Source organism: Breznakibacter xylanolyticus, from assembly GCF_003254275.1.
GTDB classification, from domain to species: Bacteria; Bacteroidota; Bacteroidia; order Bacteroidales; family Marinilabiliaceae; genus Breznakibacter; species Breznakibacter xylanolyticus.
The window spans coordinates 23096-37798 of the sequence record NZ_QKZK01000013.1 but is presented as its reverse complement, the minus strand read 5'-3'; the positions used below and the strand labels follow the sequence as shown (position 1 = coordinate 37798).

General features: G+C 48.8%; 9 protein-coding genes. 3 read left to right on the top strand and 6 right to left on the bottom strand.

Annotation, left to right across the window (positions count from 1 at the left end):
* Window positions 1–5: 5 nt before the first annotated feature.
* The 5 genes from LX69_RS09265 to LX69_RS09245 form a co-directional block, all read right to left on the bottom strand.
* Entirely contained in the window at window positions 6–2840 is a 2835-nt protein-coding gene (locus tag LX69_RS09265; RefSeq protein WP_111445747.1) for a glycoside hydrolase family 31 protein, read from the bottom strand.
* Window positions 2841–3241: 401 nt separating this feature from the next.
* Window positions 3242–4549 carry a cell envelope integrity protein CreD gene (gene creD / locus LX69_RS09260; RefSeq protein WP_170124316.1) on the bottom strand — a complete coding sequence of 436 codons (1308 nt, stop codon included), beginning with the start codon at window positions 4547–4549 and terminating at the stop codon, window positions 3242–3244.
* A 198-nt stretch (window positions 4550–4747) separates the two neighbouring features.
* Window positions 4748–5053 (bottom strand): winged helix-turn-helix domain-containing protein, encoded by a 306-nt coding sequence (locus tag LX69_RS09255; protein WP_111445745.1) that lies wholly within the window; start codon window positions 5051–5053, stop codon window positions 4748–4750.
* 21 nt (window positions 5054–5074) lie between these two features.
* Complete coding sequence (locus LX69_RS09250) at window positions 5075–5713, bottom strand: hypothetical protein (protein WP_111445797.1); 639 nt, start codon at window positions 5711–5713, stop codon at window positions 5075–5077.
* 152 nt (window positions 5714–5865) lie between these two features.
* Entirely contained in the window at window positions 5866–9951 is a 4086-nt protein-coding gene (locus LX69_RS09245) for a hybrid sensor histidine kinase/response regulator transcription factor (protein WP_245934986.1), read from the bottom strand.
* 208 nt (window positions 9952–10159) lie between these two features.
* Between LX69_RS09245 and folP the strand changes: the two genes are divergently transcribed.
* Genes folP through LX69_RS09230 form a run of 3 tightly spaced genes read left to right on the top strand, consistent with a single transcriptional unit; the run spans window position 10160 to window position 12657 of the window.
* The gene (gene folP / locus LX69_RS09240) at window positions 10160–11020 is read left to right on the top strand and encodes a dihydropteroate synthase (protein ID WP_111445743.1); all 861 of its coding nucleotides are present in this window, start codon (window positions 10160–10162) and stop codon (window positions 11018–11020) included.
* 2 nt (window positions 11021–11022) lie between these two features.
* Window positions 11023–11763, top strand: a complete 741-nt coding sequence (gene cdaA, locus LX69_RS09235) for a diadenylate cyclase CdaA (protein ID WP_111445742.1) — start codon at window positions 11023–11025, stop codon at window positions 11761–11763.
* 6 nt (window positions 11764–11769) lie between these two features.
* The gene (locus tag LX69_RS09230; RefSeq protein ID WP_111445741.1) at window positions 11770–12657 is read left to right on the top strand and encodes a TIGR01777 family oxidoreductase; all 888 of its coding nucleotides are present in this window, start codon (window positions 11770–11772) and stop codon (window positions 12655–12657) included.
* Between the two features lie 10 nt (window positions 12658–12667).
* Here LX69_RS09230 and LX69_RS09225 read toward each other — a convergent pair whose 3' ends face one another.
* Window positions 12668–14689 (bottom strand): M3 family metallopeptidase, encoded by a 2022-nt coding sequence (locus tag LX69_RS09225; RefSeq protein WP_111445740.1) that lies wholly within the window; start codon window positions 14687–14689, stop codon window positions 12668–12670.
* Window positions 14690–14703: the final 14 nt, after the last annotated feature.

Here is a 14703-nt window from a genome sequence, read left to right as displayed (position 1 = left end):
ACACCTTAAGGGCGCTGCTCATTCTTAAGCGTCAACACAGCCCCGCTGTAATCGACCACTTTCGAAACAGATGATTTTTTGATGGCATTGGCTTTATCCATCCAAACGATGCGAAACTGACGATTTTGCTTCATGCCTTCGAAAGAACCCTTACGGTCTCCGATGGTGAGCGTTTTGGTGGCCTCGTTGTACGACACGGGGATGACCGCATAGGCACCTTTCTCGTAATTGTAGTTCACATCTTCATCTTCGTAAATATCAAACGAAGCATCTTTACCGGTATACACATACAGTGTCACAGGTTCATCGGTGGGTTGCGAGGCATACTGAATGTCGCCACCCATGGGCACAATGGAGCCCTCTTTCACAAACATCGGCATCTGAGTGAGCGGAGCATCCGCCTGAACATTTTGACCACCATCGTAGAACACGCCGGTGTAGAAGTCATACCAACCGCATCCTTTAGGCAGGTACACATTGCGCGTGCGGGCTTTATACTCATACACAGGCGCCACCAGCAACGAAGGACCAAACATGTACTGATCGCCAATGTTCAACACCTGCTTATCAGAAGCAAAGTCCATCACCATGGCACGCATAATGGTGTAATCGTTAAAATAAGTACGGGCAGCCAGCGTGTAGATATAAGGCATCAGGCGGTAACGCAACTTGGTATAATACACCATGCTTTGGTAAGCAGGATGCTGCTCGGGTGCCAGGTTGTAAATCTCACGATAAGGAAACTGACCATGAGCACGATACAACGGGCAAAACGCACCATACTGATACCAACGGGTATTGAGCTCGCGCCACTCATCCAAATCAGCCGACCCTTCCTTGGCCGTTTCGTAACGTTTCTCAACACAGAAACCACCAATATCCATTGTCCAGTAAGGTATGCCCGACATGGCAAAGTTCAAACCGGCAGAGATTTGTGCTTTCATATCTTCCCAACGGGTTCCGATGTCACCACTCCAGGTGGCTGTTGAATAACGTTGCAGACCGGCAAAGCCCGAACGGGTAAGCAGGAACACACGAGTATTGGGATTCACGGCACGCTGACCATCGTAAATGGCCATGGCATTCATCAAAGCATAGGTGTTGAAATATTCGGTAGACGACCCCAGTGCAGTGGGCGTGCTCAAAGCTTTGCGGTATTCCATGCTGGCATTCGAGAGGATGTCAGGCTCCGAGGCATCCATCCACCAGGCATCAATGCCCTTGCTGTAGAGCTCGTCGTTCATTTGTTGCCAAAACAACTTGCGGGCGCCTTCGCTATAGGCATCGTAAAACGAACCGATGTACCCCGGTGCAATCCAGTCACGAATGCTGTCCTCCACGGCACGACGGTACATCCATCCATTGTTGTCAAAAGCTTTATAGTTGTCGGTGGTGTGATAAAATTTAGGCCACACCGAAATCATAATTTTTGCATTCATGGCATGCACGCTGTCGATCATCGCTTTGGGATCGGGAAAACGAGTCTCGTCAAACTTATGACTGCCCCAATCATCCACTTTCCAGTACGACCAGTCCTGCACGATGTTATCGAGGGGGATCCCGCGACGACGGTACTCATTCACCACCTGTAGCAACTCCTCCTGGGTTTTGTAACGCTCGCGGCTTTGCCAGAATCCCATGGCCCACTTGGGCATGATGGGTGCTTTGCCGGTGATGTGACGATATCCGCTAATGACTTCATCCATGTTGTCGCCGGCAATAAAATAATAATCCATTTGACGGCCGGCTTCCGACCACAATGCCAGTTGGTTTTGCTGAGCCGGGTCAACAGGGCTGAGTGCCTTAAGACTCACATACGACACCCCGCCGTCGGGCTGCCACTCCAGCTTCACGGGCACCCGCTTGCCGGCTTCGAGGTTCACTTTGAATTTATACGTATTGGGATTCCAGGCGGTGCGCCAACGCTCGGGAACCACCAGTTCGTTGTTGACATACACTTTAGTGTAGCCGGCATAATAGAGTTTAAAATGATACATCCCACTTTCGGAAGGTTCAATTTCACCTTCCCAGGTAATGGTGGCATGGTTAAAGGGGAAGTTCTCGGGAAACTTGGCCACAGTGGTCAGGTTCTCATAGTCGATGGAGCTTTCGCTGCGTTGTACAAACACGTTCTTGGGATCCGAATCGACCAGATAAGTCGCCGTCAGGCCACCTTCTTTGCCGTCCACACCATAGAGTTTAAACTGATCCAAGTCGGCATAAGGACGCTTGTCACCAAAGCGCGTCAAAGAATAATTGTCCCACAACAAACCATAGTTTTTGTTCGACACCACAAAAGGCACCGACACTTTGGTATTGTATTGATACAACTCCTCGTTGCGACCCTTGTAGTTAAACTCATCGCTCTGGTGCTGCCCCAACCCGTAAAAAGCTTCATCGTCCGACGATTCAAACACCTGCTGAATCTCGTACAAGCCCTTTTCGGTGGCCGATGGCACAAACGACTTACCGCCGCCCTGCTTCTCGATCAAAATGGGCGTCCCATCGGGACGAGTGAACTTCACTTCACCGCTTTTCAAATCCACACTCGCGTGCACAAATTCGGTTTTGAGCACTGCCAAACCATTGGCCTGCTCCATCTCCCAATTGCCGCTTTTCTTGAGCGTATCAGGAACCACCAGGCTCTTACGATCAGAAAATTGCGCATCGGCCGTGGCCGACACATGTATGATGTGCGGATTCACCACATCTAACTTCACCATTTTGGCGTTGTCGCCCGACAAACGCACCAGCATTCCCGTCTCGGTCTTCTCAACCTGCTTTTGACAGGCTGCCAAAGCCAGCAACGGCAACATCCAAAGAAATAATTTTCGAGTCATATTTATCATGGTTTACTTATTTTATGGATTGATGTACAATTGCAAAGATATTTTAACACCACAAGCCATTCCGCCCGAAATGTTTCTGATCGATGCCTGAATTGTTCAAACCCTACACCCGATTGTCTTCCCAAGGGGTGACATTTGTCCTCAAAAATCCATCACACAACACACATCCAATCACTTACACACCCAATCCACAACCGAACATTTCCGCAAAAAAGAAAACATGAAATTAACATTTATTAATCACCAACACCTGTACAAATCAATCAGAAACTGATACAAACCATAAAACAACATCATTATCCATCTCATAATCTGCACATCACACCATCCCCAAAACAAAAAAATCCCCACAGCTTACACCGCAGAGATTTTTCAATCACACGCCACACCCATCACTCCTCTTCACCTTTGAGCTTCAGCGAGGCCTTCATCACAATGCCCAACACCACAATCAGGCCAATATTACCTGCCAGAAAGGCAAAATCGTTGAGCTGCAACAACACAAACAAAAAGCCGTACAGCACCACCAGCAAACCCACCACCCATCCGGCAAGCACCCGATCGTGCAGAATGCCAAACGAGTAAAATCCAATCATCCCCACAATGGCCGCAGCCGCCACCCAATAAGCCACATTAAATCCCACATGCTCACTCAACGCCGTGAGCACCGAAAAAAACAGAACCAACGCCAGGCCCACCAGCAGATACTGAAAAAGGTGGACCCGTTTCTTTTTAGTGAGTTCCATAAACAGAAACACCAACATGGTAAGCGAAATAAACAAAATGCCATACTTAGCCGAACGAAATGATTTTTGATAATGATTTACCGGTAAAAACAAACTCACACCCAACTGATGTTCACCCACATCAAACTTGCGCCCCGTCCAGTATTGCGGAAAATTGCGATTGAGATGCGTCAACGTCCACTGAGCCTTAAAGCCCTTTTCACTAATTTCGCGCCGCTGAGGCAACAGCGACCCTGTAAAACTGGGATCGGTCCACGTCGAAGCTATTTCAATGCTCGTGTTTTGCCCCAGCGGCAACACCGACAACCCCTGCGAGCCACTCAGCTCCATCTCAATGCGAAACGCCATCCGCTTGCCCACGCAATCCTTACACGCCGGCAATCTCACACTAAACCCGCTCGAAGCAATGTCATTACTCACCAATCCCGACTGCGTGGGCAGCTTTACCCCGTCCCACAAAACGGTCACTTCACCCCGAATGCCCCGATTGTCGCCCACTCCAAACGTCAGGTAAGCCTTCCCCCAATCTATCTCACCCGGCACCCCCGTCATATCGTCGGGAAGCACAAACGCACCCTCGGTTACCGATGTCGAATTGTACACCGCCGTCTTGTAAATGCCACGGTAACGCACCTCCGGCTCCAATTGCACGGCCACCTTCAGCTCCTCGGGCATCACGTGCAGCCACGTATGGCTCACCTCTATCTGACCGTTTTGTAACACCCCCCGCACCTCCACCGGGAAGTTCAACACCGGCCCCACCAGCGTTTGGGCATTGCCCCACTGCGCCGACACCTCATTCTCCGTGCGCTGCGACGTCTCCTCCCGCTCACCAATCACCCGCTTTATCATCGCCAACGGAATCAACAGCAACAATGCCATCACCGTCACCAATCCCATCTTAAAAGTCATCCCCTCAGTCCAATGACCACTTCCATTCATTTGATTTTCCATTTTCTCCATTTTTTAAAATTAAGACATAAAAGTACTTTGCATTTCAAAGCGTAAACATCAAAAAAAAGCGCTCTCACAAACGCTGTCAATCCATCATCATTAGGGCGTGCCCCTACGGGTCGGGCTATCCGCTCCAAGTCCTCGCTGTGCTGCGGGCTTTCCACTCCTATCCCTCACGCGCGCACATCCCGAAGCCCTTCACTTACCACCCGAAGCCCTCAGCAACTTCTCTAAAGCCGCCAGATGCGCCTCAAACTGACGCCGTCCCTCATCCGTCATCACAAACGACGTGTTGGGTTTACGACCCACAAACTGTTTCACCACACTCACCAAACCTGCAGCCTCCAAAGCCTTGACATGGCTGGCCAAATTGCCGTCCGTCACCCCCAACAACTCCTTCAACACGTTAAACTCAAGGCTGTCGTTCACCATCAGGGCACTCATCATCCCCAATCGCACCCGATTGTCGAAATGCTTGTTTAACCCATCAATTAAATTCACCATACTCAGCCATCTTTATTCACCTTAAGCCGACACCCGATCGTACTTCCAATACATCACCACACCATATACCACATGCACCAAACCAAATCCCACTGTCCATAACAGCAACCCATAATTCAATAGCACAGCCGCCAAAAGCCCCAGGCTAATTTCCACATAAGCCAGCGAAGCAATATCGTGCTTCGAATATTTAGATGCATGCAACAACGCCAAGCCATAAAATATCAACATCGATGCGGCAACCAACTTGAAGTAGCCTTGAAATAACATAATGAGACAAAACATCCCCCCGGTGCCCAACACAACCATCAAACTCACAACCATTCGTCGGGCCGACGGCGTCCAAAATGCCAATCCTAACTTCCGAGCTTTGCGGTAACTCAGGTACCATGCCGATACCAAAGCCGCTACCAACACCACCAACGCATCGGCCACCAAAGCCCATCGCACCGATGCGCCACGCCCCAACGTGTTGAGATACTCATCGTAATGCACTTGTCCGCCATCGAGCAAAACCCAATGTGCAACCAGGGCGCCTGCCATCGCGCACAGCCCAACGGCCATGCCCGACAGGCCGCTCAACGAAATAAACTTCGACGAAGCCTCCATCATCTCGCGGATACGCTTCAACTCTTCGGTAGGTGATATGGTTTGATTCATTCTAAAAGAACTTTGAATCACAAAGTAAAATCTTTTCTCCCAATCATGCAACATCTTCAACACAAAAAAACATCAAAAAATATTCAACCTTATAAAAATAACCCCCGAAGGTTATAAAACCTTCGGGGGTTGAAATATCCGCATCCATCCCATCAAACATCATTGTTCGTCTCTGCGGCGCCTTTCCCCATCATCTTTTTAGCATATTCCGAGGGAGACATTCCAAATTCATCTTTAAAATACTTTGAGAAATATTTGGGATCGTTGAAACCTACTTCATAAGCGATTTCGGCCACCGTCATCTGGCTCTTGGCCAACAACTGAGCAGCACGTTTCAATCGCATGATACGGATAAACTCGATGGGCGTTTTGCCCGTCAACGCCATGGTTTTATTGTACAGATGTCCGCGGCTCACCCCCATTTCGCGACTCATCTTCTCGACCGAAAAATCGGTGTTCGAGATGTTCTTTTCCACCAGATCGAGCGCCCGCTGAATGAACTTTTCATCCATGGATGTGATGCCAATTTCCCCCGGTTTGATTTCGTATTGCAGGTTAAGCGTTTTGTGCAGCTCCTGACGACTGGCTATAAGTTTCTTGATCTTGAGCTCCAAAATCTCGTAACTGAATGGCTTGGTCAAATAGTCGTCAGCTCCGGTCTCCAAGCCTTCAATCTTTTGCTCGTGGGTGTTGCGTGCCGTAAGAATAATCACAGGAATGTGCGATGTTTGGGCATCCTGCTTCATTTTACGCGAGAGCTCCAAGCCATCCATCACGGGCATCATCACGTCCGTGACGACCAGCGTGGGCTGCAATGCCTGCACTTTTTGCCAGCCATCCATCCCGTCGGCGGCTTCTACAATGCGATACTGCATCCGAAGATTCTCCTTGAGGTAAAAACGCAAATCTTCATTATCTTCGACAATCAGCACCAAAGGCTTGTCTTCATTTTCTGCATTCCCCGCATTATCAGACACTTGGCCGGGCAATGCATCAACCTGTTTATTATCAACCGTCACAACCCCATCAACATCAACAGGCTTATGAGTGGCATCCCCCACAACTGGAATTTGAACAATGAATGAACTCCCCAAATCCACCTCACTTTCGACCGAGACAACGCCTTTGTGCAAGCGCACAAACTCCTGCGTTAGCGCCAAACCAATGCCACTGCCCTGATTGGTGAGCGCCCCGTTACCCTCGTTCTGAAAGAACCGATCGAACACCCTCTCAAGCTTATCAGGGGCAATGCCAATACCGGTATCGCTCACCCGCAACTCTACACAATCAGCACCTACTACAGCAACACCTCTTCCATCACCCGCAATGACATTGAGCGACACAGTAATAGCACCACCAGAGGGAGTAAACTTAAAAGCGTTCGACATCAGGTTAAACAGCACTTTCTCCATTTTATCGTGGTCGAACCACATGAAAAACGAATCGACATTGCTCCTAAATTGATAAGAGATGTTTTTTGACTCCGAGAGGTCGTTAAACGAATCGGCCGTATCCTTCATAAAACGCACAATGTTACCGTACGAGGGATTCAACGCAATGCTCTGCACCTCCATTTTACGAAAATCGAGCAACTGATTTACCAAATTCAGCAGACGCTTGCCATTGCGCTGAATCATTTGCAACTGCACCCGCATCTCCTCGGTAGGTGCCAACTGCATCAGCTTATCCAAAGGCGTGAGAATGAGCGTCAACGGCGTGCGAAATTCATGGCTCACGTTGGTAAAGAAACGTATTTTCATGGCATCCAGCTCATGCATCCGCTGATGCTCAACACGTTCCTGCTTACGCAAATACTTGAGGTGCTCACGACGACGAATGATGGTGGCCCACAACACAATCATTCCCAATAGCAACAGAAAATAAATAACAAACGCAACCTTAGTCGCATAAAACGGAGGAATGATGAGAATGCGAAGTTCAAAAGCCTCCCCCCAGCGACCATCATTGCCAGCTGCGGCGACACGCAACACATATTCGCCGGGATTGAGGTTGGTATAAGTCGCAATTCGGTTATGAGCGTCGGTCATGATCCAATGCTCATTAAATCCCTCCAACTGATATCGATAAGTAACTTTGTCGGGATAAAGATGGTTGAGAGCCGAGAACTCAAAAGAAAAGACGTTTTGAAAATGCTTTAAATGTATTTCGCTCATGGAGCCAATGGCAGAAGTGAGCACCACTCGCCCGTCAACGGCTTCGCCGACCCTGACACTACGGTTCTGAAGTTTAAAGTCAGTTAGAATCACCGAGGTGGGATCGTCCACATCGACAATATGTGATGGCACAAACAGGTTAAACCCATTGACACCCCCAAACAACAACTCCCCCCGATGTGTTTTATACGATGCATGTTCATTAAACTCCATCCCCTGAAGGCCATCCATCAAATCGTAAGTCTTAATGACATATTCAAAGGTCAACGGCGAGGTCGCGTTCACCATCCGCACACAGGCCAGCCCATTGAGGGTGCTCATCCAGATGTTACCCTGGTCATCTTCCTGCAACGAAATAATGCTATTGTCGGGCAAGCCATCATCGGTGCGCAGCACACGAAAATTACCACTCTCCTTGTCATAACAGTTCAAGCCGCTTCGGGTTCCCACCCAGATCCAGCCACGCTTGTCACACAACACACTTAACACCAGATTATTGCTCAATGTTCCGGGTCGATCGACATCATTGGCAAAATGATTAAAGCGGCCACCTTTAAAATCCAGCACATCGAGCCCCGACGAGGTTCCCACCCACAGTTTACCCCCGGGTTCTTCGGCCAATGCCAGCACAAAATCGGATGAAATCGAATTTAAGTCACCGCTTCGATAATGCAGAAACCTGTTTTCACGCACATCATACATATCCAAACCACCACCAAGGGTTCCAAACCACATGCGCTTTTGCGAATCCTCAATGATTTGCCAGATGCGATCATCGGCAATGGTACGGGGATCGGAGGGATCGTGTCGAAACACATTAAACCGTTTGCCATCATACATATTTACCCCCCCCAAATAAGTGCCTGCCCACAAGCGCCCCTGATGATCGGCACTCATGCACACAATGACATCATTACTCAAGCCTTGGGGATCGGAAGGATTGTGACGAAACGTGCGATAAGTACCCGACTGACGATCGTGGTAAATTAATCCGTTGCCGTTGGTTCCAATCCACAGGTTACCGGCGGGATCTTCGGCAAAGCAATCAATATCATTCGAAGGCAAACCAGCAGGTTTAAAAGGATTATATTGAAACAAGCCAAACTGAAACAAGCCAGGATGATAGTAACACACGCCGTTTTTATAAGTTCCCACCCAGATGGCACCCGTACGATCCTGAAAAAGGTTTTTTACGCTATTTTGTGACAAGCTGTAAGGGTCGCCCGGCTCGTTGCGAAGCACACGCACCGAAAAATCGCGTTTATTCATCAAATTGATGCCACCATGGTCGGTTCCCACCCAAATCATGCCATGCTTATCCTGCACCACGCCGGCAATAAAATTACTACTTAGCCGTCCTGTCACCGATTGCAAATGAAACGCATATTGCTTACGCTCCTGAAGGCTATAATGAAACAACCCCAACGCATTGTTGTCGGAATATACCCAAAAGTCGTCATCACTATCAATGAACATTTGATACCATTGCTCTTCCTCGGATGTCACAGGAATCACCAACTGAATGCGATCAACAACCTTAAGTGTGCGACGGTCAATTTTTTCGAGCAAAGCATCACGGTTGAGTGTCCACAAAAATCCTTTTGAATCTAAAGCCATGTGCACAATGCGATCGGTACGCAGAGTAGATGCGTCTCCTTCGCGATGCACCAGATGGTCGACCTTGCCATTGCGCGGATTGTAACGATACACCCCAAACTGTAGATTACTGATCCACTGCATTGAATCGCCATCCAACAACAGTTCTGAGATGTAGTTTTTCGACACCGGCTCAGCTTGACGAAAAACTTCATCATCCAAACCAAAAGTCTCACGGTGAGGATTATAAATGGCCAATTCGTTATTGAAACTAAACGTCCACAAATACCCCTTATAATCCTCATAAATTCGGGTAACTGAATGATAGGGAATACTCAGCGAATCGTCGGGATTATGACGAAACACCTTCACGTTGTAACCATCAAAACGGTTCAATCCCGACACCGACGAAAACCACGCAAAGCCGCGGCTATCGACAAATACGTTCTGGATTTGGTTATTCGACAAACCCCGCGATGTGTCTAAACGCCGAAATTTATAATGGGTGGTTTGGGACCAAACTCCCGATGACATCAAAATCAATGATATCGCAAGATGTAACAGCCTCATATCTCTCTTTAACAAATTTTTTCAAATATACACAATCAACATCGAAAGCCAATCATTCAGGGAAATTTTAAGAATTTCATTAATTTCGAAAGGTTAAAATTACGTCATGACGCAAACACAACACATCCCCCCCATATCCACCCTCAATGCCGGCGGTACTTTGCTCGATTTATCAACGCCATTGGTGATGGGAATCGTCAACATTACCCCCGACTCGTTTCATGCCCCCAGCCGGGTGAATCAACAACACGACATCGTGGAGCGGGTCCGGGAGATGCTCCATCAGGGTGCCGACATCATTGACGTGGGGGCATACTCATCACGCCCGGGTGCCGATGACATCACCGTCGAAGAAGAAATAGCCCGCCTCGACACAGCCCTGTCGGTCATTCGCGAGAACTTCCCCGATTGCATCATTTCTATTGACACCTTCCGTAGCGCAGTGGCCACATACGCCATCGACCGTTACGGCGTTAACATTATCAACGACATTTCGGGCGGGATGGCCGATGAAGCCATGATTTCGGCCATTGCCCATCAAAACGTGGCTTACGTGCTCATGCACATGCAGGGAAGCCCTCAAACCATGCAACAACACACCACTTACGTAGATTTGATGAACGACATCATGCTCTTTTTTGCCCGCCAGCTCGAAAAACTCACCTATGCCGGCATTGGAGACATTATCATTGACCCCGGTTTCGGGTTCTCGAAAAACACAGAACAAAACTTTGAACTACTAAACCGACTGGATGAATTCTGCCGATTGGGTTATCCCGTGCTGGCCGGATTATCACGTAAAAGCATGATATGGAAAACCCTGGACATCACTCCGGCCGATGCCCTCAACGGCACCACGGCGCTTAACAGCGTGGCGTTACTCAAAGGAGCAAAAATTCTCAGGGTGCACGACGTGGCCGAAGCCCGCCAATGCATCACCCTGATGCAACAACTAGAAAAACGCTGACCATGGGATTTCTCGAATTTCGGCTCATTGACCTCATCGACATTCTCCTGGTGGCCTTTCTCCTATACAAGACCTACCGCATGGTGCAGGGAACCATTGCCCTGAACATTTTCATCGGCATGTTTGGCTTTCTCATCTTATGGGTCACCATCAAGGCTTTAAAAATGCAGCTCTCATCAAGTATCCTCGACAACTTTGTCAACGTGGGAGTGCTGGCGCTGATTGTCGTTTTTCAGCAAGAGATCAGACGTTTTTTTCTCCATATTGGCACAAAATACAAGTTTACTTACAGCGAAGGGGGTAAAACCCGAAACACGATGGTTGACCCCATCGTGAAAGCTTGCGAGGACATGTCGCGCAGCTACACCGGGGCTCTCATCGTAATTACCCGGAAAGCCATCCTGCAGGACTACATTGACACAGGCGAAAAAATGCAAGCCACCCCCTCGGCTCGTCTCATTGAATGCCTGTTTTTTAAAAACAACCCACTACACGACGGCGCCATCATCATCAGTCACAACCAAATACAGGCAGCTGCATGCATTCTGCCCGTTTCGCAAAATCCAAACTTGCCCACGCAAATGGGATTGCGCCACCGGGCCGCCATGGGCATCACCGAATCGACCGATGCCCTGGCCATTGTGGTATCGGAAGAAAAAGGAACCATCTCGCTGTTCGATAAAACCAATTACAAAACACATCTGACCATCGAACAATTGGAAGAAGAACTCCTGAAAATGTAACCAACCATGACAGCAACACCCCCTCCCCAAAAAACTATTGCCATTACCGGAGCCACCGGATTTATCGGTCAATCGCTCAGTGCCTTTTTCATACAAAACGGCTACCGGGTTGTTGCCATCACCCGTAAAGACATCAAGGCAGGCGCCAAACATGTGGCCGAAAAAATGGAATCGGTACAGGCTATTTTCAATCTGGCAGGTGCCACCATTCAAAAACGATGGACACCGACTTACAAACAGGAAATCGTTAACAGCCGGATTCTCACTACGCGCACCCTCTCACAAGCCATCGCCCTAATGACACAAAAGCCCGAAGTGTTCATATCCACTTCGGCAGTAGGCATCTACAACCACATCGACATACACGACGAATTTTCGGAGCAATACGACCATTCCTTTTTGGCCGAAGTGTGCCAGCAATGGGAAGCAGAGGCCATGACTGTACTGACTCACACACAAGTCAGGTTAGTCATCTTCAGACTGGGGGTGGTTTTAGGGCGTCAAGGAGGGGCATTCCCAAAAATGAGGCGACCCTTTTGTTTCTTCCTGGGAGGTCGGATGGCTTCGGGCGAACAGTGGTTTCCGTTTGTACACATCAAAGATGTGCTCAGCGCATTTTGGTTTGCGTGCAACAACACAAAGGCAGGTGGAATTTACAACCTCACCGCCCCGCAAAACATCACCAACCGCAAATTTGCGCAAGTATTGGGCAAAACCTTGCATCGCCCGTCGTGGCTCCCCGTGCCGCAATGGATGCTGAAGCTGTTGATGGGCGAAGCAGCCATACTTATCACCCAAGGTCAATACGTAAAAGCGCACCGCCTTCCCCACGACGGATTCATGTTTGAATATCCGACCATCGAGAAGGCGATGAAAGAACTGGTTGGGAAATAAAAACGATGGGTTATTTCGTCAACCCACTACGCTTCAACAATGCAGCAATAGAAGGCTCATGTCCCCTAAAGGCTCGGTACAAATCCATGGGGTGAGCCGACCCACCTTTTTCGAGGATGTTGGTTCGGAACGAAACGGCCACTTCGGCATTAAAGATGCCTTTTTCGAGAAACAGCTCAAAAGCATCAGCATCAAGTACCTCAGCCCACTTATAGCCATAATATCCGGCTGCGTAACCACCATTAAAGATATGACTAAAAGCAGTGCTGATGCAGATTCCATCTACCGGAGGAAAAAGCTCCGTAGGCGCCAGTGCATCTGCTTCAAACAACACCACCGACGAATCAGATTGCACTGGTAATGAATGCCAGGCCATGTCGAGCATTCCGAAACTCAACTGACGGATCGTGGCATATCCGCTTTGAAAGTTCGAGGCAGCCACAATTTTATCAATCCACTCATCCGAAAGTACTTCCCCGGTTAGATAATGACGGGCAACGCCACGTAGCCAGGCTTTTTCGTTGCCCCAGTTTTCCATAATTTGTGAAGGCAACTCTACAAAATCACGCATCACCGAAGTGCCCGATTGGGACACGTAAGCCACCTGACTTAGCATTCCGTGCAGGGCGTGACCAAACTCATGCAGGAAAGTGCGCACCTCATTAAAGGTCAGTAGCGAAGGTGTATTTACACCGGGGCGTGAAAAATTCATCACCAACGATACCACGGGACGAGTTTCACCCACCTGCTCACGAAACGAAGTCATCCAGGCACCGCCTTGCTTTGACGGACGTGGGAAATAATCAAGATAAAGCACCGACAGAAAATTACCCTTTTCGTCGGTCACCTCATAGGCTTTCACATCGGGGTGATAAACCGGGATATCGCCATTTTCGACAAACGAAAGTCCAAACAAGGTACCAGCCAGTGCAAACACCGATGCTTCGACCTTATCGAGGGCAAAATAGGGACGCAAAGCCTCCTCGTTGATATCATAACGTTCCGATTTCAACTTCTCGGAATAATAGGTAAAATCCCAGCGTTGCACAGGTTCTGTAAAACCATCCCGACGTGCTAACTCATTGACATCGGCCACATCCTGAAGGGCAAAAGGCTTTGAGGCAGTCAACAATTCATCGAGAAACCGTGTCACACGCTCAACAGACTGTGCCATACGATCATCGAGCACATAATCGGCATAAGTGCGAAAACCCAACAATTGAGCTTTTTCGATGCGCAACTGCACAATGCGCGAGAGCACCTGCTTGTTATCGCGCTCGTTGCCCTGATTGCCTCGAGCCGAGTAAGCCCGAAACATTTGCTCACGCAATGACCGATTTTGAGCATACTTCATAAACGGCACGTAACTTGGAAAATGCAGCGTGAAAACCCATCCATCCAACTGGCGCGCCCCGGCATCGGCTTTAGCTTGCTCAATGAGCGATGCGGGTAACCCGGCAAGGTCGTTTTCGTCGGTTACATGCAAAAAATAATCGTTGGTTTCGGCCAGCAAGTTCTCGCCAAAACGAAGAGACAACTCCGAAAGTTCGGTGGTGATTTTTCGGTAACGCTCCTTCTCATCGCCCGAAAGCAAAGCCCCTTTGCGCACAAAGGCCTTATAAGTATCATTCAACAACTTCACCTGATCGGGACGCAAAACTGCCCGCTCATCCGAATCGTGGACACGTTTGACCCGCTCAAACAACGCCTCGTTAAGCCAGATGTCGTTGGAATAGGCAGTTAACAGGGGCGACACCTCGCGGGCAATCTGCTGAATGGTATCGTTGGTATGCGCATGATTAAGATTAAAAAAAATGTTGCTAATCAGCGACAACTGCCAGCCGCTTTTATCAAGTGCCTCAATGGTATTGGCAAAAGTAGCCGACTGATCATTGTCGATGATGGCTGCAATTTCGGCACGCCCATCATCCATGGCTGCCACAAATGCAGGAAGATAATGATGCGTCTCAATGAGGTGAAACGGCGGCGTTGCATATAAAGTCGCAAAAGGGTGCAAAAGAGGATTATTCATACAGAATGGAGTTA